This window comes from Rhodoferax sp. LS1R11 (assembly GCF_056521395.1).
Genome location: NZ_JBWMAW010000008.1, coordinates 95,610 through 120,099, shown reverse-complemented (window position 1 = coordinate 120,099; position 24,490 = coordinate 95,610). Strand labels below are relative to the sequence as shown.

22 protein-coding genes and 1 riboswitch are annotated in these 24,490 nt (G+C 57.2%); of the genes, 15 read left to right on the top strand and 7 right to left on the bottom strand.

Annotated elements, in window-relative coordinates; all coding sequences use genetic code 11:
* Nucleotides 1–185 precede the first annotated feature (185 nt).
* From AC097N_RS11570 to AC097N_RS11555, 4 genes are all read left to right on the top strand, one after another.
* Complete coding sequence (locus AC097N_RS11570; protein ID WP_479581167.1) at nucleotides 186–1,187, top strand: ABC transporter ATP-binding protein; 1,002 nt, start codon at nucleotides 186–188, stop codon at nucleotides 1,185–1,187.
* 68 nt (nucleotides 1,188–1,255) lie between these two features.
* A complete protein-coding gene (locus AC097N_RS11565) occupies nucleotides 1,256–2,557 on the top strand; it encodes an ABC transporter substrate-binding protein (protein ID WP_479581166.1) in 1,302 nt (433 codons plus the stop codon).
* Between the two features lie 105 nt (nucleotides 2,558–2,662).
* Nucleotides 2,663–3,667, top strand: a complete 1,005-nt coding sequence (locus AC097N_RS11560; RefSeq protein ID WP_479581165.1) for a carbohydrate ABC transporter permease — start codon at nucleotides 2,663–2,665, stop codon at nucleotides 3,665–3,667.
* On the top strand, nucleotides 3,664–4,842 hold the full coding sequence (locus AC097N_RS11555; protein ID WP_479581164.1) for a carbohydrate ABC transporter permease: 1,179 nt from the start codon (nucleotides 3,664–3,666) through the stop codon (nucleotides 4,840–4,842). The genes AC097N_RS11560 and AC097N_RS11555 overlap by 4 nt, the downstream gene beginning before the upstream one ends.
* 3 nt (nucleotides 4,843–4,845) lie before the next feature.
* On the opposite strand, the gene AC097N_RS11550 is transcribed toward AC097N_RS11555, so the two are convergent.
* Nucleotides 4,846–6,189, bottom strand: coding sequence for a GH1 family beta-glucosidase (locus tag AC097N_RS11550; RefSeq protein WP_479581163.1), 1,344 nt, complete (start codon nucleotides 6,187–6,189; stop codon nucleotides 4,846–4,848).
* 101 nt (nucleotides 6,190–6,290) lie between these two features.
* Here AC097N_RS11550 and AC097N_RS11545 point away from each other — a divergent pair, with 101 nt between their 5' ends.
* The 6 genes from AC097N_RS11545 (at nucleotide 6,291) to AC097N_RS11520 (ending at nucleotide 13,587) form a co-directional block, all read left to right on the top strand.
* Nucleotides 6,291–7,940, top strand: coding sequence for an alpha-glucosidase family protein (locus AC097N_RS11545; RefSeq protein ID WP_479581162.1), 1,650 nt, complete (start codon nucleotides 6,291–6,293; stop codon nucleotides 7,938–7,940).
* A gap of 45 nt (nucleotides 7,941–7,985) precedes the next feature.
* Nucleotides 7,986–8,999 (top strand): substrate-binding domain-containing protein, encoded by a 1,014-nt coding sequence (locus AC097N_RS11540; protein WP_479581161.1) that lies wholly within the window; start codon nucleotides 7,986–7,988, stop codon nucleotides 8,997–8,999.
* A 47-nt stretch (nucleotides 9,000–9,046) separates the two neighbouring features.
* Nucleotides 9,047–9,162, top strand: a riboswitch (S-adenosyl-L-homocysteine riboswitch).
* Nucleotides 9,163–9,248: 86 nt separating this feature from the next.
* A complete protein-coding gene (gene ahcY, locus AC097N_RS11535) occupies nucleotides 9,249–10,772 on the top strand; it encodes an adenosylhomocysteinase (protein ID WP_479581160.1) in 1,524 nt (507 codons plus the stop codon).
* Nucleotides 10,772–11,584, top strand: coding sequence for a TlyA family RNA methyltransferase (locus AC097N_RS11530; protein WP_479581159.1), 813 nt, complete (start codon nucleotides 10,772–10,774; stop codon nucleotides 11,582–11,584). The genes ahcY and AC097N_RS11530 overlap by 1 nt, the downstream gene beginning before the upstream one ends.
* An 85-nt stretch (nucleotides 11,585–11,669) precedes the next feature.
* Entirely contained in the window at nucleotides 11,670–12,509 is an 840-nt protein-coding gene (metF, locus tag AC097N_RS11525) for a methylenetetrahydrofolate reductase [NAD(P)H] (RefSeq protein WP_479581158.1), read from the top strand.
* Nucleotides 12,510–12,579: 70 nt separating this feature from the next.
* Entirely contained in the window at nucleotides 12,580–13,587 is a 1,008-nt protein-coding gene (locus AC097N_RS11520) for an NAD-dependent epimerase (RefSeq protein ID WP_479581157.1), read from the top strand.
* Between the two features lies 1 nt (nucleotide 13,588).
* Here AC097N_RS11520 and AC097N_RS11515 read toward each other — a convergent pair whose 3' ends face one another.
* Complete coding sequence (locus AC097N_RS11515; RefSeq protein ID WP_479581156.1) at nucleotides 13,589–14,062, bottom strand: low molecular weight protein-tyrosine-phosphatase; 474 nt, start codon at nucleotides 14,060–14,062, stop codon at nucleotides 13,589–13,591.
* Nucleotides 14,063–14,221: 159 nt separating this feature from the next.
* Between AC097N_RS11515 and AC097N_RS11510 the strand changes: the two genes are divergently transcribed.
* From AC097N_RS11510 to AC097N_RS11495, 4 genes are read left to right on the top strand one after another with little or no spacing between them, the layout of a single operon-like run.
* Nucleotides 14,222–14,959: an ABC transporter ATP-binding protein gene (locus tag AC097N_RS11510; protein ID WP_479581155.1), complete on the top strand. Its 738-nt coding sequence runs from the start codon at nucleotides 14,222–14,224 to the stop codon at nucleotides 14,957–14,959.
* The gene (locus AC097N_RS11505; protein WP_479581154.1) at nucleotides 14,956–16,353 is read left to right on the top strand and encodes an ABC transporter permease; all 1,398 of its coding nucleotides are present in this window, start codon (nucleotides 14,956–14,958) and stop codon (nucleotides 16,351–16,353) included. Before AC097N_RS11510 ends, AC097N_RS11505 begins: the two co-directional genes overlap by 4 nt.
* A 27-nt stretch (nucleotides 16,354–16,380) precedes the next feature.
* Nucleotides 16,381–17,151 (top strand): outer membrane lipoprotein-sorting protein, encoded by a 771-nt coding sequence (locus AC097N_RS11500; protein WP_479581153.1) that lies wholly within the window; start codon nucleotides 16,381–16,383, stop codon nucleotides 17,149–17,151.
* Between the two features lie 4 nt (nucleotides 17,152–17,155).
* Nucleotides 17,156–18,427 carry a hypothetical protein gene (locus AC097N_RS11495; RefSeq protein WP_479581152.1) on the top strand — a complete coding sequence of 424 codons (1,272 nt, stop codon included), beginning with the start codon at nucleotides 17,156–17,158 and terminating at the stop codon, nucleotides 18,425–18,427.
* A 307-nt stretch (nucleotides 18,428–18,734) separates the two neighbouring features.
* Here AC097N_RS11495 and AC097N_RS11490 read toward each other — a convergent pair whose 3' ends face one another.
* The 5 genes from AC097N_RS11490 to AC097N_RS11470 form a co-directional block, all read right to left on the bottom strand.
* Nucleotides 18,735–18,971, bottom strand: a complete 237-nt coding sequence (locus tag AC097N_RS11490; protein WP_479581151.1) for a hypothetical protein — start codon at nucleotides 18,969–18,971, stop codon at nucleotides 18,735–18,737.
* A gap of 248 nt (nucleotides 18,972–19,219) precedes the next feature.
* Entirely contained in the window at nucleotides 19,220–20,059 is an 840-nt protein-coding gene (pepA, locus tag AC097N_RS11485) for a flocculation-associated PEP-CTERM protein PepA (RefSeq protein WP_479581150.1), read from the bottom strand.
* A 158-nt stretch (nucleotides 20,060–20,217) separates the two neighbouring features.
* Nucleotides 20,218–21,459: a glycosyltransferase gene (locus tag AC097N_RS11480; protein WP_479581149.1), complete on the bottom strand. Its 1,242-nt coding sequence runs from the start codon at nucleotides 21,457–21,459 to the stop codon at nucleotides 20,218–20,220.
* 6 nt (nucleotides 21,460–21,465) lie between these two features.
* The gene (locus AC097N_RS11475; protein ID WP_479581148.1) at nucleotides 21,466–22,311 is read right to left on the bottom strand and encodes a glycosyltransferase; all 846 of its coding nucleotides are present in this window, start codon (nucleotides 22,309–22,311) and stop codon (nucleotides 21,466–21,468) included.
* A 15-nt stretch (nucleotides 22,312–22,326) separates the two neighbouring features.
* Nucleotides 22,327–23,397, bottom strand: a complete 1,071-nt coding sequence (locus AC097N_RS11470) for a nitroreductase family protein (RefSeq protein ID WP_479581147.1) — start codon at nucleotides 23,395–23,397, stop codon at nucleotides 22,327–22,329.
* 157 nt (nucleotides 23,398–23,554) lie between these two features.
* On the opposite strand from AC097N_RS11470, the gene AC097N_RS11465 reads away from it, so the two are divergent.
* The gene (locus AC097N_RS11465; protein WP_479581146.1) at nucleotides 23,555–24,445 is read left to right on the top strand and encodes a ThiF family adenylyltransferase; all 891 of its coding nucleotides are present in this window, start codon (nucleotides 23,555–23,557) and stop codon (nucleotides 24,443–24,445) included.
* The last annotated feature ends 45 nt before the right edge of the window (nucleotides 24,446–24,490 follow it).

Here is a 24,490-nt window from a genome sequence, read left to right as displayed (position 1 = left end):
CCCCTTAGGGAAATCCCCAGTAGTTTACAAAACCGTTTTTGGCATAATCAAAAACGGTTTTGTAACGATGTTTGCAGTTATCTTTCGCTAAACAGCAGGTTTGCCCCGGACGGCTCATGTGTGAGTGCGCCCCCTCTTGCTGAGATCGAAGCAGACTGCGCGTCACCTGCTGGGAACACCTGAATATGAGTCAGTCCGATGTCCGCCTGCGCGGAATAAAGAAGAGCTACGACAAGGTCAATGTCATTCATGGCATTGACCTCGACATTGAGCCCGGCGAGTTCGCGGTTTTCGTCGGCCCGTCAGGCTGCGGCAAGACCACCTTGCTGCGCATGATCGCCGGGCTGGAGGAAATCACCGGCGGCGATCTGATGATTGCTGGCGAACGCGTCAATGACCTGCCGCCAGTCAAGCGCGGCCTGGCGATGGTGTTCCAAAGCTATGCCTTGTACCCGCACAAAACGGTGTACGACAACATGGCCTTCGGACTCAAGATTGCCAAGGTGCCCAAGGCTGAAATTGACCGCCGCGTGCGGGAGGCCTCTGAAATCCTGCAGATCACCGAGTACCTGGACCGCCTGCCCAAAGCGCTCTCGGGCGGCCAGCGCCAGCGGGTGGCGATCGGGCGCTCCATCGTGCGTGACCCCAATGTGTTTTTGTTTGACGAGCCGCTCTCCAACCTGGATGCCGCCTTGCGCACCAAGATGCGGGTGGAGCTGGCCACGCTGCACCGGCGCCTGGGTTCCACCATGATTTACGTCACCCACGACCAGGTGGAAGCCATGACGCTGGCCGACAAGATTGTGGTGCTCAAGGATGGGCGTGTCGAGCAGGTGGGGCGTCCGCTGGACTTGTACAACAAGCCCGACACCTTGTTTGTGGCGGGGTTCATCGGGTCGCCGCAGATGAATTTCATCAAGGGCGAGTTCGCCGGGCGTCACAGTGCCACCACGGTCGGTATCCGGCCGGAGCACCTGAAGGTGCAGGCGGGTGGCGCCATCCGGGGCACGCTGAAACACTCCGAGCGGCTGGGCAATGAGACGTTTGCCTACGTGCAGTCGGGTGAATTGGGCGAGATCACCGCGCGCATGGATGGCACTTTGCCGATGGAGCCGGGCGAGGCCATCGAGTTGGGTTTTGCAGCCGAGCACCTGTACCGCTTTGACAGTGCGGGACGTCGGGTGTGACGGGGTCATTTTTAACAACAGAATTTCTTCGCGGATGGGCCGTGAAGGGTAAAGAGGAGAAGACTTGCATGTTTAAGAAAACCGTAGTGGCCGGAGCGTCGGCTTTGGTGCTGGCATCCCTGGTCACCCCATCCCTGGCGGCCGACTACAAGGGTCCCAATTTGAAGGGTGAAGTCGTCACGGTCACCTGCCCCTGGACTGGCGCCGAAGAAGGCATGTTCAAGAAGGTGGTTGCCAACTTTGAAAAGGCGACGGGCGCCACCGTCAAGCATTCCTGCTCGCAGAGCTCGGAGCAGCAGATCGTGATCGATATCAAGGCCGGTTCGCCGTCGAACATTTCGGTCTTCCCGCAGCCGGGTCTTGCGGCCAACATGGCGGCCATCGGCGGGCTGGTTCCCCTGGGTGAAAAGACCCAGGACTGGGTCAAGAAAAACTACGCCGCAGGCAGCTCCTGGGCCGATTTGGGTACCTACGCCAACAAGGCGGGCAAGAAAGAGTTCTACGGACTGTTCTACAACGTGAACGTCAAGAGCCTGGTCTGGTATATCCCTGAGAACTTCAAGGAAAAAGGCTACAAGGTTCCCACCACCATGGAAGGTCTGCAGGACCTGACCAAGAAGATTGCGGCTGATGGCGGCAAAGCCTGGTGCATCGGTCTGGGCAGTGATGCCGCCACAGGCTGGCCCGCCACCGACTGGGTTGAAGATTTCATGCTGCGTACACAGTCGCCCGAGGTTTATGACGGCTGGGTCAACAACACCGTCAAGTTCAACGACAAGCGCGTGATCGAAGCGATTGAAGCCTACGGCTGGTTTGCCAAGAACGACGCCTACGTCGACGGCGGTGCCAAGGCCGTGGCCACCGTGAGCTTCAAGGACAGCCCCAAAGGCATGTTCGGTTCGCCCCCCAAGTGCTACATGCACCGCCAGGCCAGCTTTATTCCTGCATTCTTCCCTGAAGGCAAGGCAGACGAAGCCGACTTCTTCTACTTCCCGTCTTTCGCCAGCAAGAAGCTGGGTAACCCGGTTCTGGGGGGTGGCGCCATCATGACGATCACCAAAGACAGCAAGGGCGCGCGCGCCTTCATGGAGTACCTGGAGCATCCCCAGGCGCATGAAATCTGGATGGCTGAAGGGGGTTTCCTGACACCGCACAAGGGTGCGGATCTGGGCAAGTACAAGACCAAGGCGCTGAAGAAGCAGGGCGAGATTTTGCTTAACGCCACGACCTTCCGCTTTGACGGCTCCGACCTGATGCCCGGCGCCGTGGGTGCGGGCAGCTTCTGGAAGGGCATGGTCAATTACTCGGGCGGCCAATCCGCGAAAGAAGTCACGGATGACATCCAGAAGAGCTGGGACGCCATCAAATAAGGTGACGTGTTGACGGGCCTCCGCAGGGGGGGCCCCACCAGGCCAGTGGCTGCCCGCCGCTGGCCGCTTTTTCCAACCCTCCCGATACGCAAAGAGTTGATCTCCATGACCGATCAAATCCTCCAAACCTTGATGGCTGTCGTCGTCAGCATCTCGTTTTGCCTGCTGTACTTTGCGGGATCGAATTTCCTGCTCGACAAGATCATTCACCTGCCGGTGGGTAACAAGAACACGCTGGAACGGGTCCGCTCCGGTGTTCGACCGTGGCTGTTTCTGGCGCCTGCTTTTTTGCTGCTGGGTACTTACTTGCTGTACCCGCTGTTTGAGACTTTTCGTCTCAGTTTTTATGATGCCACCGGTGACGTGTACGTCGGCCTGGCGAACTACCGCTGGGTCCTGGTGGACCAGGGCTTCCTGATCACGATCCGCAACAACTTCATGTGGCTCGTCGTCGTGCCGACTTTTGCCACCGCGCTGGGCCTGATTGTTGCTGTGCTGGCGGACCGGGTGTGGTGGGGCGGTTTTGCCAAGTCCATGGTATTCATGCCCATGGCGATCAGCTTTGTCGGCGCCAGTGTGATCTGGAAGTTTGTCTACGATTTTCGCGGTCCGGGTGCCGAGCAGATCGGCATTCTGAACGCCATCGTGATGGGCATGGAGTTCGAACCGCAGGCCTGGGTGACAGTGCCGTTCTGGAACAACTTTTTCCTCATGGCCATCCTGATCTGGATCCAGACCGGCTTTGCCATGGTGATTCTCTCGGCCGCCCTGCGCGGCGTACCCAGCGAAACGCTGGAGGCGGCCCGCATTGACGGGGCCAGTGAGCTTCAAATCTTTTTTGAAATCATGGTGCCACAGGTCATGTCCACCATCCTCGTGGTCTGGACCACGATCACCATCACGGTGTTGAAGGTGTTTGACATTGTCATGGCCATGACCGGTGGGCAATGGGATACCAGTGTGCTGGCCAACCTGATGTATGACTGGATGTTCCGGGGTGGCGGCGACTACGGTCGAAGCTCCACGCTGGCCATGGTCTTGATGTTTGCGGTGGTTCCCGTGATGGCTTTCAATATTCGCCGTTTCCGTACCGAAGAGGCCCAACGATGAAAAAGTATTTCAGTCTGCCCTCCATCGTGGCCCAGTTGCTGCTGCTGGCACTTGTCACGGTCTGGGTGTTGCCCACTTTTGGTTTGCTGGTGTCGAGTTTTCGCGTCAAGGAGCAACTGGCGTCCAGCGGCTGGTGGACCGCCATGTCCACGCAGACGCGGTCAGACATGCGCCGCACCGGCGGTGCGCAAAGCGTGGTCAAGGAGGGCGACAAGTACGTCATCAGCGGTCGCCTTTTTGGCGCCGAGGCCAACGTGCGCCTCAAGAAATTTTCCCTGAAGTCGGCCTCGCCAGGCCAGTACGTGGCGGGGGCTACGGTTGAAGTCGCTGATGGTCAGGTGTTCGATGAGGCCGACGGTACGCCCGACGGCACGCTGACCGTGAACGCCGACACCAGTTACCGGTTGGTGCTCAGCGGCCCGTACGACAAAGACCGCGGCATTCGCATTTTTTACGTGGCAGAAACGCCCCCTGTTTTCGTCACGCAGAACTACGAGAAAGTGGTGGCCTCGGAGGGTGTGGGGCAAGCTTTTTTGAACACCTTCAAGGTCACCATTCCGGCGACGTTCATCCCGATTCTCATCGCCGCCTTTGCGGCCTATGCGTTCAGCTGGATGAATTTTCCGGGGCGCAAGTGGCTGTTTATTGTGGTGGTGGGGCTTCTCGTGGTGCCGCTGCAAATGTCGTTGATTCCGTTGCTGCGGCTGTACAACCAGTTGGGTGAGACGCTGGGGATCGAGTCCAAATCCTACCTGGGCGTCTGGCTGGCGCACTCGGCATTCGGCTTGCCGCTGGCGATTTATTTGTTGCGCAACTACATCGCGGCCTTGCCACGCGACATCATTGAAAGTGCGCGCATGGACGGTGCCTCGCATTTCCAGATATTCACCAGCATTGTGTTGCCGCTGTCCGTACCCGCGCTGGCCAGCTTTGCCATCTTCCAGTTTCTTTGGGTGTGGAACGACTTTTTGATTGCCCTGGTGTTTCTGGGCAAGGCCCCCGACCAGATTGTGTTGACGATCAAACTCAACGACCTGCTGGGTTCGCGTGGCGAGAGCTGGGAGATTTTGACCGCCAGTGCCTTCGTGTCGATTGCCGTGCCGGTTGGTGTGTTCTTTGCGTTGCAGCGCTTTTTTGTGCGTGGTTTGCTCTCGGGCTCGGTCAAGGGTGGCTAAGCATCAAGTGGCGTCTGGATGGAGCAGGGCCTTGAGCGAGAGGGCACTTTTCTTGGGCGTTCTTTTTTGAGTTTCGAAGTCAACATGAACGATACCGAAGCGCTGGCTATACCCCTGCGCCCATTCAAAATTATCGAGCAGGCTCCAGACGTAATAGCCCCGAATGTCTGCACCGTGCGCGATGAGTCCGGCCAGTTGATCCAGGTGGGTTTGCAGGTAGCGGCACCGCATGTCGTCGGCGCAGGCGCCGTCCTTCACCGGCGTGTTGTCCGCCGCGCCGTTCTCTGTGATCCAGATCGGGGGCAGGGGCCATTGGCGCGTCAGGTTGTCGACAACGCGTGTCAGTCCTTCGGGGTAAATCTCCCATCCGATATCGGTCAGGTCTTTGGCCGCGTCGGGGGCTACAAAGGTGTAGCCGCGCTGGGCGTCGTCGGATGTGACAGGCGCCCGGGCCATGGAGCGGGTGTAGTAGTTGAGGCCGATGAAGTCCAGCGGCTGCGCACAGATTTTCAGGTCGCCTTCCATCAGGTCGGGCAGGCGCGAGCCCATTTGGGCCCGCAATTCATCCGGCCACTCCCGGCCAAACAAGGGGTTCAGGAAGCAGTCGTTGCGTTCGTATTCCGCCAGTTTTGCCGCCTGCACATCGGCTGGCGCGGGGCTTGTGGGGTCACACAACTCGGGGTTCAGGACGATGCCCAACGAGGTGTCCGCCCGCTCGCCACGCCAGGCCTTGATCCCCAGACCGTGGGCCAGCATCAGGTGGTGCGCGGCAGTGAGTGCACATGCCCGGTCTTGCACGCCCGGCGCAAACACACCCAGGTCATGGCCCAAAAACGCGGAGCACCACGGCTCGTTGAGGGTGGCCACCCGGGGCAGCCGGTCGCCCAGCTGCTGGGCCATCAGCGCGGCGTAGTCGGCAAATCGGTACGCCGTATCGCGCTGCAGCCAGCCGCCTTGCAGGTGCGAAGGCAAGTCCCAGTGGAACAGGGTCGCGTTGGGCGTAATCTGGTGTTTCTCCAGTTCGTCCAGCAGGCGCTTGTAGAAGTCCATGCCCTCTGTATTGAGCTGGTTGCTGGTTGTGACCACGCGTGGCCACGCAATCGAAAACCGGTAGTGTTTGAAACCCAGGTCGGCGATCAGTCGCACGTCATCGGCATACCGGTGGTAGTGGTCGCAGGCGACGGTGCCGTCGCTGCCATCCTTGATGCGATGGGCTTGCGCACAGAAGTCATCCCAGATGCTGGGCACGCGGCCGCCCAGCGTTGTTGCACCTTCAATCTGAAAAGACGAGGTGGCGCATCCCCACTCGAAACGATCGGGCAACAGTTGGGGGGCAAGCGTGAGCATGAATCGACTCCAGGAAGCGGCAGGTTGAAGGTGGCACAAAACATATTTTCATCGCAATTGAACATTTTATTTTCATGAATAACCCAAGTACCCACAACACCATGAACAAAGCACCCAATGACAACTGGTGGCGCGGCGGCGTCATCTATCAAATTTACCCCCGCAGTTTTTCAGACAGCAATGGCGATGGCATTGGCGACTTGAACGGCGTGACCGCGCGTCTTGAATATGTCGCCCGTCTGGGCGCGGACGGCATCTGGTTGTCCCCGTTTTTCAAAAGCCCCATGAAGGATTTTGGCTACGACGTGAGTGACTACTGCGATGTCGATCCCATGTTCGGCACGCTGGCTGATTTCAAAGCCCTGGTCGATCGGGCCCATGCGCTGGGTTTGAAGGTCATGATTGACCTCGTGCTGTCGCACAGTTCGGATCAGCACCCCTGGTTCAGGGAGAGCCGGGCCAGCCTGGACAACCCCAAGGCCGATTGGTATGTGTGGGCCGATGCGCAAGACGACGGCACACCACCCAACAACTGGCTGTCCATCTTTGGTGGCAGCGCCTGGCAGTGGGATACCCGCCGGTGCCAGTACTTCATGCACAACTTTTTGACCAGCCAGCCCGACCTGAACTTTCACAATCCGCAGGTCCAGGATGCCCTGTTGCAAACCGTGAAGTTCTGGCTCGACTTTGGGGTGGATGGTTACCGTCTGGATACCGCCAATTTTTATTTCCATGATGCAAAGTTGCGCAACAACCCCCCGCGTGGTCGGCCCACCGGGGAAGACCCGGCCGTCAATTCAGTGAATCCCTATGGCTGGCAGTGGCACAAGTTTGACAAAAGCCAGCCGGAAAACCTGGCCTTTTTACAGCGCTTGCGCGCACTGCTGGACCAATATCCCAACACCACGATGGTGGGTGAAATCGGGGACGATGATGGTCTGGCCCGTGTTGCCGAGTACACCGCCGGTGGTGACAAGCTGCACATGGCTTATTGTTTTGACCTGTTGGGAACCGCGCACAGTGCGGGCCACATCCATGCGGTGCTTCAGCGGTTTGAAGAGGTCGCCTCGGGTGGCTGGCCCTGCTGGGCTTTGTCGAACCACGATGTCGTGCGCCTGGCCACCCGTTGGGGCGGGGACCATCCACCACCTGCGTTGCTGCGTGTGGCGGCCGCGATGCAGATGAGCTTGCGCGGGTCGCCCTGTGTGTACCAGGGCGATGAGTTGGGCCTGCCCGAGGCGGTGATTGGCTACGAAGACCTGCAAGACCCTTACGGCATCACCATGTGGCCCGAGTTCAAGGGACGCGATGGCTGCCGTACGCCCTTGCCTTGGTTGTCTGACGCGCATGACCTGGGCTTTGCCCCTGGCCATTCGGTGGCGCATGCGCCGTGGCTGCCCGTGTCGGAGATGCATCGCGGTCTGGCCGTGGATGCGCAGGAGGTGCAGGGTGGTTCCCTGCTCGGGTTCTATCGGAATTTGCTGCATTGGCGCAAGACGCAACCGGCTTTGATCGAGGGTGAGATGACCTTGCTGACGGCAGACCCGCAGGTGTTGGCCTTTGTGCGGAGTTGTCCGATCCAGAGGGTGCTGTGCCTGTTCAACCTCAGTGCTGAACCCGCCCTGTGGCGTATGCCGGCAGCTTGCGTCGTGAATGAGGTACTGTCCGGCAGCGGTCTGGAAGGTGCCCGGTTGACCGGTTCCGAAGTGCAATTGGCGCCTTGGGCCGGGATGTTCGTGCGTCTGTCCTGATCGCGCTGTCCCCGTACACTTCTGTCCTTACGAAGGGATAAGTGTGTGAATATCAGGCAACTTGCCAAGGAACTGGGACTTTCGACTTCCACGGTCAGTCGTGCGCTGAACGGGTACAAGGATGTGAACCCCCAAACCCGTCAACGCGTGGAGGAGGTGGCTCAGTTGATGGGCTACCGGGCCGATGCGGGCGCCCGTCGGCTGGTGCGTGGCCGTACTGACGCGATCGGGATCGTCTATTCAGCCGCCGTTGAGAACCTGGGCAACCCCCAGTTTCTGGACATGGCGGGCGGACTTGCTGAGCGCCTGGAGCAGGATCAGCTGGATTTGCTGTTGGCGGTGGCCAGTGACGATCATGAGCTGAATATTTTTGAGCGTCTGTTTCGGGGCGGCCGGGTGGATGCAGTCGTGGTCCCGAACACCCGCCTGCAGGACAACCGTGTGGACTACCTTCTGGAGAAGGGCTATCCCTTTTTGGCCTACGGACGAACGGCTGAATGCAGCAACTACTCGTGGTTCGATTTTGACAATGTCCGGGGCAGCGAACTCGCCGTGCAGCACTTGCTCAAGCTTGGGCACACGCGTTTTGCCTATGTGCATTCGCCGCTGGACTTGAATTTTGCGGTTCAACGCCATCAGGGGTTCATGTCCGCGTTGGGGCAGGCTGGTCTTGCGTGTGTCCCTTCCTGTGTGGTGGGGCCCGCGGTGGACCGACGCAGTGGACTTGAGGCTGTGACCCGGCTTTTGGCCCTGCGTGAGCGGCCGACCGCCATCGTGGTGGACAACAACCTGGGGGGCATTGGGGTCTTGCGCGGGCTGGTGGACGCGGGGGTTCGGCTGGGTCAGGATGTGTCGGTCATCGTGCATGGCGATATTCCCAGTGACACCTTGTTGTTTGGTCTCGATGTCACCACGGTAACCCAGCCCACGGCGCATGCGTCTGGCGTCACGATGGCCGAGATGGTGCTGCAACTGTTGCGTCATCCCGATGCGGGGCCTTTGCAGATTTTGAGAAATCCCGAGTTGGTGGTGGGGTCGACGACCGGGCCGGCGCCCTGAGGCGGTCATGCCATGCACACGCCGGGCAAGCTTGCACTTATAATTGGTGCTCCCGAGGAGCGTTGCAACTCACCTGGCGTCTTGCGATGACTGGTTGTGAGTGAGGCTCGGACCGCGTGTTTTGGAGATTTCCAATTCACCGCATCAACTGCGCTCACCCACTGGTCTGTGTGGTGAGTTACCCCGAAAATCGTTTCCAGGTCGCCACCGCGCCAGCCAGTGATTCTTAATTTATTTTTGGAGTCAAACATGAGCGCCGTACTGAAATTAGTCAAACCCCAAGCCAAAGCAAAAGCCCCAGCCCGCGTCAAGACCGCCGTCAAAGCCGTGGCCAATCCATCCGTCAAGCTGGAGGACTTCAAGGTCGCTGACATGAGCCTGGCGGCCTGGGGTCGCAAAGAGCTGAACATCGCCCAGACCGAGATGCCCGGTCTGATGGCCATTCGTGAAGAATTTGCCAAAGTACAGCCGCTGAAAGGCGCGCGCATCACCGGCTCCTTGCACATGACCATCCAGACCGGCGTGTTGGTCGAAACCTTGCAAGCCCTCGGCGCCGAAGTGCGTTGGGCCTCGTGCAATATTTTCTCCACACAAGACCACGCCGCTGCCGCGCTGGTCGAGGCGGGCACCCCAGTTTTTGCCTACAAGGGCGAGACGCTGGCTGACTACTGGGATTACACCCATCGCATTTTTGAATTTGGCGGCAAAAAGGGTTCGGCTGCTGAAGGTCCGAACATGATTCTGGACGACGGCGGCGATGCGACTTTGCTCATGCATTTGGGTGCCAAGGCAGAGAAAGACCTCAAAGTGCTGGCCAAGCCCGGCAGCGAAGAAGAGATTTGTCTCTTCAATGCCATCAAGGCCAAGCTGAAGCTGGATCCCACCTGGTACAGCCGCCGCCTGAAAAACATCATCGGCGTGACCGAAGAAACCACCACGGGTGTGCTGCGCTTGAATGAGATGTCCGCCAAGGGGGAACTGGCTTTCCGCGCCATCAATGTGAACGACTCCGTGACCAAGAGCAAGTTCGACAACCTCTACGGTTGCCGCGAATCGCTGGTGGACGCCATCAAGCGCGCGACCGACGTGATGATTGCCGGCAAAGTGGCTTGTGTCGCCGGTTACGGCGATGTGGGCAAGGGTTCGGCCCAAGCGCTGCGCGCCCTCTCGGCCCAGGTATGGGTGACCGAAGTGGACCCCATCAATGCGCTGCAAGCCGCCATGGAAGGCTACAAAGTGGTCACCATGGAATACGCCGCCGACAAGTGCGATATTTTTGTCTCCGCCACCGGCAACAAGAATGTCATTACTTACAAGCACATGGCCGCCATGAAGGACCAGGCCATCGTCTGCAACATTGGCCACTTTGACAACGAGATTGATGTCGCATCCCTGGACAAATGCAAGTGGGAAGAGATCAAGCCCCAGGTGGATCATGTGATTTTCCCGGCCAAAGGCAAAACGCCCTCCAAGCGCATCATCCTGCTGGCCAAGGGCCGCTTGGTCAATTTGGGTTGTGGTACCGGCCACCCCAGCTTTGTGATGTCGTCGAGCTTTGCGAACCAGACCATCGCCCAGATCGAGTTGTTCACCAAGCCCAAAGAATACAAAGCCGGCAAGGTATATGTGTTGCCCAAGCATCTGGACGAAAAGGTGGCCCGCTTGCACCTGAACAAGGTCGGCGCCATGCTGACCGAACTCACGGATGAGCAAGCCGCTTACATTGGCGTGAATAAAGCGGGCCCCTACAAAGCCAACACGTATCGCTACTGATGAGAATTGATCAACTCCTGGTGGCCCGTGGCCTCGCCAGCACCCGTTCACAAGCCCAGCGCCTGATTGCAGACGGGGTGCAGTGGCGCAAGGGCGACGAATGGAAAACAGTGACCAAAAATGGTGATGATGTTCCCGACGACGCCCCCATTCAACTGCTGGACGATTCCGAGGCGCGTTACGTCTCTCGTGGCGGTCTGAAGCTGGAAGCGGCGTTGCAAAAGGTGGGCTTGTCCGTCACTGGACTGGCGTGCCTGGATGTCGGTCAGTCCACGGGTGGTTTTACCGACTGCCTGTTGCAGCAGAGTGCCAAGTCCGTGGTGGGTGTGGATGTGGGCAGTGCCCAGTTGCACCCCCGCCTGCGTGAAGACCCGCGTGTTCTGTGTGTGGAAAAGGTGAATGCCCGCTCGCTGGTTGCTGCTGATTTGATAGCTGCTTACGAAGACAGTACGGGGGCTAGCGGTCAGTTTTATGCTGAAGACGGTGATGAGGCCGGGACAGAGTTTGCACCTGAGTTTGATCTCATCGTGGCCGACCTGTCCTTCATTTCTCAGACCTTGGTGCTGCCCGCCGTCGTGCCCTTGTTGAAAGACGGGGGCACGTTGTTGACTCTGGTCAAGCCTCAGTTCGAGTTGCAACCTGGCCAGGTGGGTAAGGGTGGCATTGTCAAAGATGCTTCGTTTTATCCGTTGATCGAGCAGCGTTTGCGTGATGCCTGCGCAGCGCTGGGATTGACCGTGACTGCGTGGTTCGACTCGCCTATCGAAGGCGGCGACGGTAACCGCGAGTTTTTCATTTGCGCCCGCAAGTAGCGCCGCATATTTCTTGAACCCTTGCGGGACAGACCGCTGCGGCATGGCCCGCACGGGCTGTCCGCATTAAATTTGACGACTCGCCATGACCGAGACTACCCACACGCCCTTGAGCTTTGAGTTTTTTCCGCCCAAAACCCCTGAAGGCGTCGACAAGCTGCGCGTGGTGCGCCAGCAGCTCTATGCATTGAAGCCTGAGTTTTGCTCCGTCACCTACGGTGCAGGGGGTTCCACGCAAGAAGGCACCTTCAACACGGTGCGCGACATCCTGGCCGAGGGCGTGAGCGCGGCCTCCCACTTCTCATGCATTGGCGCTACGAAGGCGACGGTCCGTTCCCAGTTGGCTCTGCTCAAATCCATGGGCGTCAAGCGGTTGATTGCATTGCGGGGTGACCTCCCCAGTGGATACGGAGCCGGCGGTGAATTTCACTATGCCAGCGATCTGGTGACCTTTATCCGATCGGAAACAGGGGATGACTTCCACATTGAAGTGGCGGCCTACCCTGAGACGCACCCGCAAGCCAAGTCCCCTGCGGCTGACGTGCAGGCCTTCGCAGCCAAAGTCAACGCGGGCGCCAATTCAGCCATCACGCAGTATTTTTACAACGCCGACGCTTACTTCCGGTTTGTCGAGGAGGCGGATGCGTTGGGTCTGACCGTTCCGGTGATACCCGGCATCATGCCTATCGCCAGCTCAACCCAGCTGTTGCGCTTCAGCGATGCCTGCGGCGCCGAGATTCCACGCTGGATTCGACTTCGCCTGCAAAGCTTTGGTGACGACACGGCCTCCATCAAGGCTTTTGGGCTGGACGTAGTTACCGGCTTGTGCGAGCAGTTGCTTGCAGGCGGTGCACCGGGTCTGCACTTCTACTCCATGAATCAAAGCAGTGCGTCATTGGAAATCTGCAGTCGTCTTGGGCTGTAGTCGCTGCTGCCTCTCATAAGTTGGCGCACTGTAAGATCGCCCGGCAATCAACACGTTTAAGAATCAGGCTATGAAAATACTATTGACGGGCGCCGCCGGTTTTATCGGCATGACAACCGCTCTGCGCCTGCTGGCACGCGGCGACGAAGTGGTGGGTCTTGACAATCTCAACGATTATTACGACGTCAAGTTGAAGGAAAGTCGCTTGAGCCGACTCACGTCACACCCTGCATTTCGCTTTGTGAAAATGGATGTGACCGATCGTCCAGGTATGGAGCAGTTATTTGCAGCGGAAAAGTTTGACCGTGTCATCCATCTGGCGGCTCAAGCTGGTGTGCGCTACTCCCTGCAAAACCCGCATGCCTATATTGAAAGCAATATCGTCGGGTTCACCAATGTCCTGGAAGGCTGTCGTCATTCCAAAGTAGCGCACCTGGTTTACGCCTCCAGTTCCAGTGTGTATGGTGGCAACACGAAAATGCCGTTTTCCGAGCATGACAGCGTGGACCACCCTGTCAGCCTGTACGCCGCCACCAAAAAAGCCAATGAGCTGATGGCTCACACCTACAGTCATTTGTATGGCTTGCCCACCACGGGGCTTCGCTTCTTCACGGTATACGGCCCGTGGGGACGACCCGATATGGCGCTATTCCTGTTCACCAAAGCTATTTTGGAAGGGCGGCCGATCGACGTGTTCAATCATGGCGATATGAAGCGCGACTTTACCTATGTGGATGACATCGTGGAAGGCGTGATCCGGGTGCTGGACCGTGTGGCTTCAATCAATCCGGCCTACGATGCCCAATTGGCTGACCCGGCCACCAGCAATGCGCCCTACCGGGTTTTCAATATTGGCAACAATAACCCGGTTCCTCTACTCGACTTCATTGCCTGCATTGAAGACGCGGTGGGACAAAAGGCGGTAAAAAACCTGCTTCCTTTGCAGGACGGTGACGTACCGGCCACCTATGCCAATACCGATGCGCTGCAGGAATGGGTTGGATTCGTGCCTGGCACGAGCATCCAGAGTGGCGTGGCGAATTTCGTGGCTTGGTATCGCTCGTATTACAAAGTTTGAGCTATATCAACTCGGTTTGCAGGTGCCTGATCAAACCGCGTGCGCCTGCCTCACACAAATCAAGCACCCGTTCAAACCCCTGTATCGCTCCGTAGTAGGGGTCACGCACCTCACTGTCGTTGAGGGGCTGAGCAAACGCCAGAAAAAGTTTCAACTTGTGGAGGCTGGTAGTGGGACAGAGGCGCAGCAGATAGTTCAGGTTGTCCTGATCCATCGCCAAGATCAAATCGTAATGATCAAAATCCTTTTCGGTGACCTGGCGCGACCGGGTCTTGTCGATAGCATAGCCGCGGCTTTTCAACGTGGTTTTTGCTCTCGGGTCAGGGGGGGCGCTGATGCGGCCAGTATGGGTGCCTGCCGAGTCAACTTGGACCATGCGTGACAGTCCCGCTTGTTCGGCCATTCGCAAAGTCACCACCTGTGCCATCGGTGAACGGCATATATTGCCCATGCAGACCATCAGTAGTTTCGTCATTAGGATTTTTTTTGAAACCGCAAAAATAGGCGCTATTTCGGCCTGCTTTGAGGCTTATTATTTCTCCGACGGTACTCAAAATCATACGTCCATAGAGGGTGGACTTGGATGCGGTAATAATCGCGGACGAAGGTGAATATATTCCAATTGGGGCAGCAGATGACAGCGACGACCGAAGAACGCGCGAGGATCCAGGGGGCGGTGGCAGTTCTCTCACAGGTCGATAAAACTTACCATCTCGACTCGGTCAGTGTTCCCGTCATCAAAGGTGTTGACATTTTTGTTCGTCGCGCCTGTTTTACCGTGTTGTTGGGCCCCTCGGGGAGCGGTAAAACGACGCTGCTCAACATGATCGGCTGCATTGACAAGCCAGATAGAGGAGAGGTCATCGTTGCCGATTGCAGGGTGGGCGAGTTGAGTGATGATAAGTTGTCAGACTTCAGGGCAAAGAATATCGGTTTCATTTTTCAAAATTTCAACTTGCTTCCTGTTCTGAGTGCTTACGAGAACATTGAATACCCACTGCTGTTAGCTGGGACCTCGGCCAAAAAACGCGGTGAACGCGTGCCCAAGTTGCTTGATGCGGTGGGGCTGGGGGATAAGGCGAAAAACCTGCCCGGGCAATTGTCTGGCGGGCAACGCCAGCGGGTTGCCATTGCCCGCGCCTTGGCGCGAAAGCCAAAGTTGGTGATCGCCGACGAACCGACCGCGAATCTCGACAGCCAGACCGGGGCCGCAATTTTGGCATTGATGCGCCGCATGGTCGATCGTTATGAAATTTCCTTCATTTTTTCGTCCCATGATCCGGACGTGATCAAGGCCGCTGACGACACGATCTTCTTGAAAGATGGAGAGATCCGTGGGATTCGCCGCAAAGGTCAGGAGAGCTCGCCATGATGACCTTTTCCTTGGCCGTGCGCAACTTGTTGCGCAACCGGCGCCGATCATTGGCGACCTTGCTGGCAATGGCGATTGGATGTGCCTCGATACTCTTGTTTGGTGGATACAGCACCAACATCAACTACACCATGCACACCGCCTATGTGCAAAGCGGTGGTCACCTGCAAATTCAACACCGTGACTTTTATCTTTACGGCAGCGGCAATCCGATCGCTTATGGCATTGCCGACCACACCAAGATACTGGCTGCCATCCAGAACGATGAGGTGTTGCGCAACATGGTACTGGTGGCGACACCAACGTTGCAGTTTGGCGGCATCGCCGGAAACTACGTGGCCAGCGTATCCCGCACCATCATTGGCAACGGATTCGTTGCGGAAGACATCAACCGCATGCGGCGCTGGAACGATTTCGGTTTGCGTTACGACACGCCGGTGTTCGCTCTCGAGGGGGCGCCCGCAGATGCGGCCATTGTCGGAACCGGCGTGGCCCGGGTACTTCAGCTATGTGATGCATTGAAGATTGATCGCTGCCCGAAGCCCGAAAAGGAACAGACGTCCGACGGCAAGGCGATACCTGACGATATTGCCCAGCTTAGCTTGCAAGAGGCAGCGGCTGCGTCGGATGCACCCGTGACCAGTGCTCGCAGAATTGAAGTGCTGGCGGGCAATGCCCGGGGTACGCCCAATGTGATGTCACTTGACGTAATACGCGCAGAAGATCAGGGCTTCAAGGCGCTTGATGAAGTCTATGTGATGATGCATCTGGCTCAGGCACAACAGCTGATTTATGGAAAATCACCACCCAAGGTCACATCAATCATCCTCCAGTTACGCCACTCTGACCAAATTCCGGCTGCGCTGGTGCGCCTCGCGCCCATACTTGCCACCTTTTCCGCCAACCAGCCGCTGGCGGTGCTGGACTTCCGGAACTTGAATCCCTTTTATGTCCAAACCCTGCAGTTGTTCGACACCATCTTTGGTTTTATCTTTGCACTGATTGGCGCCATCGTTTTGTTCACCGTCAGCAACACCATGAATACGGCGGTGGTCGAACGAACTGTGGAGATTGGCACCTTGCGCGCGATGGGCTTGCGGCGCGCGGGTATCCGGCGCCTGTTTGTGACGGAAGGCGCGCTGCTGGGTTTGTGCGGTGCCGTGATGGGTGTTGTGCTGGCGCTGCTGTTCTCCGCTATTGTCAACCAGCTGGGCTTGACATGGTCAGCACCCGGCACGGTTGAGCCTTTACCTCTGATGCTGAGGGTCTGGGGCGAAACTGGCATGATCTTCGGCACTACATTTGGCCTAATTTGCATTGCGGTCCTGTCTGCTTGGTGGCCTGCTTACCGGGCGGCGCAATTGGACGTGGTCGACGCTTTGCGTCATGTTTGACAGAGAAAAGCGAAAAACGCAAAGACTATGAAATCCTTAATTCTGTTTCTTCTCTCGTATCTGCTCGGGTTTGGCGCTGTATCCGCGGCTCCGACGGCTGACGAGATACTCGCTGCCAGCGATGCCATTCGCAACCCGGGGCGCTCATTCAGTGTGACTGTCACCTTGACTGAATTTCAGGCGGGTAAACAAGTCGACACCAGCACGCTGTCCAGTTACTCCCGTACGCAGCAGCAGGGTGGGCAATTTGCCAGCTTGATCCGCTTTGTGCTGCCGGCGCGCGATGCCGGCAAGCTGATGCTCAAGAACGGTCATGACATGTGGTTTTACGATCCTACCAGCAAGGCAAGCGTGCGCCTGTCACCACAACAGCGCTTGCTGGGCCAAGCGTCCAACGGTGATGTGGCGACCGTCAATCTGGCGAAGGATTACAAGGCAACGCTGGTTGGTGAGGAGGATATCCAGGACGGCGAACGCCGCACCCGCAAGGCCCACAAACTCGCTCTTATTGCGGCGTCACCGGATGTCACCTATGCGAGCATTGAGATGTGGGTTGATGCGGAAAACAACCGACCGCTCAAGGCGCGCTTCTTTGCCGAATCGTCGCGCTTGCTCAAGACTGTTTACTATCGCCGGTTCCAGCCCCAACTCGGCGCAGAGCGCCCGACCGAATCCGTGATGATTGATGGCCTCAATCCCCAATCCGTTACGCTCATGCGATTTTCAGACTATGTTGCCCGCAACATTCCTGATACTTGGCTGCAGAGAGATTACTTGCCTCGTTTTCAGCCGGAGTAAATCCATGCGCTTACTAATTTGTTCCGTTTTATACCCCTTGTTTGTTCTTGCGTTGATTCAGGCTGCGCCAGCCCGGGGCGAAGATGTGGAGTCAGACGCCCTGAGTCTGGAAGCTGCCCCCGAAGTCCATGCCGAAGGCGCCCAGAGTACCAAGATTTTCATAGAAGGCGCGATGGGCAATGCCAGCCAACGCTACTTGCCTGAAAGTCGCAATATCGGGCGAGCTTCTCTTGATTTCTCCTACACTGCACGGCTTTCTCCTGGACTGCGCGCCGTCGTTTCCGACCGTATAGACCATATTTACCCTGCGGAAGCGGGCGCTGACGCAACGGTTAATAGTTTGCGCGAGGCCTATCTGAGCTGGCAACCTGAGGCAGGCAACGCGATGGTCGAGTTGGGTCGCGTCAATCTGCGCTATGGGCCAGGCTATGGCTACAATCCGACCGATTTTTTCCGTGATGGGAGTTTGCGAACTCGGACTACCGCCAATCCCTTTGCGCTGCGCGAAAATCGCCTTGGCAGCGTCATGCTGCGCGCGCAACGCCTGTGGAGTGATGGCTCATTGTCGGTGGCCTATTCGCCGAAATTGGCCGACGGCCCGAATGCGGATGGCTGGAGTCTTGACTTCGGGTCCACAAACAACCGGGATCGCGCGCTGATCGCACTCAGTAGCCAGTTCTCGCAACGTGTCAGTAGCCAAGTCCTGGTCTACAAAGAGCAGGGCATGTCGCCGTCGTTGGGCGGGAGTCTCACAGCGCTGCTTTCAGATGCTGTTGTGGCCCATATGGAAGGGTCACATGGCAGCGAGCCCGATTTGTTGAGCCGCGCATTGACGCCGACGGGCGCCGCTGCCACCCGCAATCGCTTTGCCGGCGGCATTACTTACACCACGCTGGGTAAGCTGTCGGTTACAGCTGAATACCAGTACAACGGCTTCGCCCTCGATCAATCCAATTGGTCTGCGTTGGGCGCAAGGCCCGCAACCCAAGTGGCGTACCTGCTTGAGGCCCAACTCCGCCAGGAACTGGCCTCCCGCGACGCCTACCTGATCTACGTGACCCAAAAAAGTTTGCTGCTCAAGAATCTGGACCTGACGGCCTTCCTTCGAGTGAATGCCGGCGACCATAGCCAACTGGTTTGGGCTGAGCTGCGTCACCACTGGCCCAACTTCGATCTGGCGTTTCAGATGCAACGATACATCGGTAGTCCCACCAGTGAATTCGGAATACTGCCAGATAACCGAATTGTGCAAGTCTTGGGGAGTTATTACTTCTGAGGGATCTTCGCAGCTCTGCGTGGCGTTATCGGTTCGTACCCTGCAAGGATGGGAACAAGGTCGCAAGTAATTGAGCGGCGCCGCCCGGACACTGCTCGCCATCGCAAGCGCCAATCTCAAGGCTCTTCTGGCTGTGGCGGACAAAACGACACCCGATCTGTCGTTCAAGCAAACTGCCTGCACCAGCCGCTGAATTCGAACACTGTACCGATTGGGCGAAAACTTGTGATGTTTGTCATCGAAGCGCTTTGCCCATCCTGCATCGCCAGCGAGCGAAAATCGAGACTCGCTACCATTTTGATTCAGGTTAACTTAAAAGATAAATTCCATCACATTTGAACAATTCGAAGTCGAAGCCCGCACGCACGGTTTCGACGAGGTTCTGGAAAGAAGCTGGGGGCCGAACACGACGCTTGCGCAGCATGCGCATCCGTTTGCCGTCTCGGCGCGCGTGGTGCAGGGGATGATGTGGCTGACGGTCGGCACCGAGACACTGCATCTTGTGGCGGGCGATACCTTCGAGTTGGCGCGTGATGTGCCGCATGCAGAGCGCTATCGAGAAGAAGTCGATAGTTACTGGTGGCGCGGCGCAATAGGAGCTGATCCTCAGATCCTGTACGTCTCGTCTCGGCAGCTATCCGCTGCAGCGGTTTGTCGAGCGGACGATCGCGCGGTCTTTATCTTTTTCAGGCGAAGTAGACAAACAAAATATTCTTCTTTTCTTACGACCGCCCCAACGAAAAAGGGCACCACAAGGGCGCCCTTTCAAGGGTCGAGTCTCGGAAAAGAAGATCAGACTTTCTTGCTGCGACGACGGCTCACCAGCCCCAAACCAGTCACGGCCAGACTGAACAGCGCCAAGGAGCCTGGCTCCGGGATGGCCTGGACGGTCTGGTTGGAGTCTGCCTGGAAGAAGAAGTTTGAGTCGGTGGTCGGGCCTACAGGGGCTCCGTTGAACGACGTTGGAGGAATAAAGCCGACAGTCTGCGTATTGCCGAACTGGAGCGTCGAAGTCGCCGAGGTCGTGGTCAGGGCAGGGTTGATATAGGTCAGATCTGTGAATGTCACATCCCCGAAGAATGTGGTGCCGATGCTGTTGTTGCCGGGGTTGGTGGGGCCTGGGAACACAGCCACCGAACCACCGCTGGCGAAATTGCCGCTCAAGAGCAACGTGCCATTGGTAAATCCGGTTCCGGTCTGGTAGTTTGCGAACGTGCCGGGATTTGTATCGTAGTAGACCGCGTAAGTGCCGCTGACGATGTTGTATGCCGCAAGTCCGCACGTGGCTGGTCCAACAGCAGCAAGGCAAGACACCGTTTCCTGGATCGTTGCAAAAATCGTGTACTCATACGTGGTGTTCAACCCGGGAATCAGCGCGGGGCTGATATCGATCCCGTTGGCATCTATTATGCCTGTCGCATTGGCCTGGAATTTCAGGGTGAATGGATCGACGGTACCGGTTGGCGAAGCGCTCGTAATATCGTAGCCGGTCACCAAGCCCTGGCCAACGGAGCTGTAATCAAGACCGCTGAAGCTGAACGTGCCGTTCAGATTGGTAATGGCGGGGACGGCCATGGCCGAACTTGCAATCGCCGCAGCTGCCAGTGCAATGAGGGAATGCTTGAGTTTCATATCTATTCTCCTAGGTTAAGCCGAAATGGCCTGACGTAGGCTAGTAGAGCAATTCATGTGCCAAAAAAAAAAATTCTTGAAAATCAACAGGTTAAAGCGTTCACTCAGTCTTTCGGTCTATACGCCGTAAAGTTTTCCGACACTCGGCACGGTTAAAACTAAGGACTCACACGGACTTGGGGCTGGCGCTTTACGCGGTCTCGAACATCTTTGACCAGTGCAGGAAAAAGCTTGTTCGGATTGAAGCTTGTAAAGCTTGCCTGAATTCTCTGAGCACCATCCGCGTAGCGCTGCTGCGAGCGCATCCTTCGAATGCTTTCACGCAGCCGCGCAAGGGTTGCTTCACCCGCGCGCATGAATTCGCCGGCGCCGGCGGCGGCGACTCCCTGCATCGTCATGACCTGATCGAGGTTGGAGCAGATGCCCAGCACTGGACAACCCTGCGCCAGCGCTTGGTACGCGGTTGGGCTGCCGCCATTGCAGATGACGAGCGAAGACAGTGCTGCCGCCTGGCTGCCGGGAAGAAATGCCTCCGCATAGACGTCCGGCGGGGATCCATGAAAATCGCCGCGCCCGGCTGTGGAAACGATGCAGAAAGCGCCCTCGCGACGGCAGGCATCGACGATTCGCGGCAGCAGGTCGACCTCGCCGGTCGATCCTAGCGAGATGTAGATGGACGGCTCGCTGCGACCAGCCACCTCTGGCCACCAGGGCGGCAAAGGCATCTCGGGCGACCAGATGAGCGGTCCGATGAAGAGATGCGACGCGCTGGCAGCATCGCTCAGGCGCACCAGCGCCGGGGTATCCGCGTACATCGAAATATCACCGTCGCAATACAGTTCGCGTAGCGACCGATAAGGTACCAAGCCGTATTGCCTTCTCAAACGGTTCGCCGCCGCGACGTGAAACTTGGATGCCCATGGCCACGCCAGTCGAAAGATCGGATCGAAAAGCGGATAGCCGATCAGACGCGCCATGGCGAGATCGGGAGCGCGCATGCGTTCGCACAACACATAAGGGCTCCAGTAGCCATTGCAGATATTGAGCAGCGGAATTTTAGAAAGCCGCGCCGCAATCGCCAGCGAAAGGCGGAAGTCGCTAACAATGATCTCGGCACCCACTGCCTTGATCAGCGCCCTGTCTTGCTCGACGTGAGCGGCCAGCTCGGTATAGGTATACAGCGGACTGCCCGCTGACAGGCGGCGCAAAAAATCCTGCGGAGCAATAGTGTCTATACGGTGATGAACGAACGCTTCATTCGCGTGGCATATGGAAAACTGTCCGTTACTTGCGAAATGAACTTCGAATTCGTCGCTATCCAGAGTTCTCGCAAGAACGCTCGGACGCGCCACATGAGCTAGCGAAACAGCTTCAGCGACAAACAGGATACGGGTACGCACTGCGGTTTAAGGCCCAGTTTTTTCAGCCGCACTGCCGAACATGCCGTGTGCGCGCAACTTGGCCAACGCGTCAATCACCATTCGCATCACTTTGGGCGAACCGGAGCTTCCCACTGTCACGTAGATGATGGGGTTGTCGGCCGGTAGATCGTGCCACCAATTGGGCGTCGGCACTGGCGGCGCCCAGAGAATCGGCCCGAGAAAGCGATGATGGGATGGTAGGCGATCAATGGGGAACATCGCTGGGGAGTCTGCGTACAAGGTGTAGTCTGCGTCTGTATAGGCTAAGCGGAGGTCGTTTCCGAACGTCGGATAGCCATGCGCCTCCCGCAATCGATTTATTGGTTGACAGTGCAGATTTAACGCCCGCATTTTGACCGCATCAAAAATCGGTTGCGCTATGGCTAACGGCATACAGCGCGATAGCGGCAACACAGGCAACGGGAACGGCATGTTCCGGATATAGGGACTCCAATACGCGTTTGTGACGGTAGCGTAAGGAATGCCAGCAAGCCTGGCGCTGACGGAAAGGGAGAGTCGAAAGTCCCCGACGATCAGGTCGGGCTTGACGCGTTCAATTAGATCGAGGTCTTCGGCAAGATAGCGGTGCAAGGTTGGTAGGTCATAGACGGGCATACCCCAAGTCAGGCTTCGCAAAAATCGCTGGCTGCTGATGCTTTGCAGAGGCAAAGTTTGCCAAGATTGGTCGACCATGAAGCGGCTGTAACGATCATTGCACGCGAACACCACTTGATGGCCCAGACCTTCAAGGCTATTCGCCAGAACGATGGGCCTGGCGACATGAGCCAGGGTCACCGTCTCTGCGAAAAAAAGTATGCGTCGATGTTGCATAACGGGGTTTTTCGGTCAAGCCTTCATCAGGGCATCAAGGTCTTGTCGGACTGAGCGGCTTCTTGGCGGCTGCGATACGCCCACTCGTGCAAAGAAGCCCAAACAGTCGTTGGGCCTTGCATTAGAAATTCGCTCAAAATTACCAGACAGCTTGAGCGCTTGTTCAAACAATGTCGGCTCGATTGAAAAATGGCGCCCGGCGCGGGCATACCAGCGAAAAATAACAGGGGTCATCTGCGGCTGCAAATGCAAGCCAAGTTGGGTCGCCGTCAGCCAGATTCGTTGCACTGCGATGCCAAGATGAACCCAGTCCGCCAGAAGCTCTGGAGGTCGTTGGGGACGCACCACTAGATGCGCGGCGCAGCATAACGCGGGCAATAAGTCGAGTTCAATTCGTGGTGCCACCGTGCCAAAGAGATAGCGATTAAAAAACGCTACACGCCCCCAGCTTTGCATGACCCATTCCATTAGGCGTGCTGTTGCCGGGTCTACGCCAACGGCCTGCTCCGGGATCCGGTCCTTACTGAAGCGGGCGCGCCACTCGATGATCTCTTTATGAACTGGATAGGCCTCTGGGCAAGTCAGGCGAATTTTGGCACTGTCCCAAAGCAGTATGGCAACCTGCAAACGTTCACCCCATGACTCGAGCAGTTGCACGCTAAAGTCTTCACCCGCCGCGTGGACCAGCGCCTGGCGCTGAGTACCGGTGAGCGGAGTGGTTTTCATCGGCCGGCGTTGTACGGTGCGAGTCGCAATACCGTCAAACAGAGGGTCTCGAATCATAGTTGCGTCCGGTACTAGGCGCATGTCGTAGACGGGGTAACGGTGCTCGCCCTCAGACGACGCGGTCCAACTGGTCTTTAACCCAAAACCGGTTGCGGCAATGCGTATGGTTTCGAGCAATGCGCCATGGGCGATGTGGCTCGGGTGGCCGTCGTAGTCATAAAGAATATGGTCACGTGTATCGGTGCCGTGCACCCTGATCAGTTGGTCATCCACGATCTCAAACCGCCAGGGTTGTGTATTGTCCCCACTGGGCGCCCAACGTGCGAGTTCGAGAATGTGGGTTAGCGTGTCGCGGCTCATTGGCTTTTCCTTGCATTGCATTTGGGCATCCGCCGAATGTCATTGAGCGAAGGCCTCTGCGGGCAGATCGATGATACTCAACTTCACTTTACTATACCGATGTCCTGGTGCGTGGCCCCAGTCTTAAGTCAGGGCAGAATCCATCAAGAATTTAGAAATGAAGGTCTCCATGGCAGCCCCAATCATCTTTGACTATGACCGAGCTTTTTCGCGAAATATTGGCTGGGTTACACCGATTGAACAGGCCAAATTGAAGGGGGCTCGCATCGCGATTGCCGGACTGGGTGGTGTGGGTGGTGCGCACTTGCTGACGCTAGCTCGACTCGGAATTGGCAATTTCAACATTGCCGATTTCGACGATTTCGATGTGCACAACCTGAATCGGCAAGCTGGTGCTTTCATGTCGTCCATGGGACGACCGAAAATCGATACAGTGGCGCAATTGGCGCTCGACATCAATTCAGAAATCGATTTGCGCCTGTTCCCCCAAGGCGTCAAAATTGAAAACGTTGACGAGTTTTTGCGTGATGTCGATGTGTATGTGGATGGATTGGACTTCTTCGCGCTACCGGCGCGTCGAATGGTATTTGCCAAATGTCGTGAAAAGGGGATTCCAGCGTTGACTGCGGCACCACTTGGGATGGGCACCGCTTTTCTTTACTTCAGTCCCACCGGCATGAGCTTTGAAGACTACTTTAAGGTGGAAGGGTGTGAGTTGCAAGAACAATACGCAAGGTTTATAGCTGGTCTTTCTCCGGCGATGATCCAACGCGACTATCTGGTTGCGCCCGAAGCAGTCAATTTTCAGGAAAAGCGCGGGCCATCAACCATCATGGCATGCGATCTATGTGCCGGAGTGATGGGCACATCAGTCTTAAAAGTAATTCTTGGCCGCGGTACGCTCAAAGCGGCTCCGTGGGGTATGCATTTTGATGCCTACCATCAAAGACTTAAGTTGACATGGCGGCCGTTCGGCAACGCCAATCCGCTACAGCAATTGTTGTTGAAGTTCATTCGGCCAGTGTTACGTGGACGCTCCAAAACGTGAAAACATTAAAACTGATCAAATGAGGCAAAACAAAGCGCGATTTGT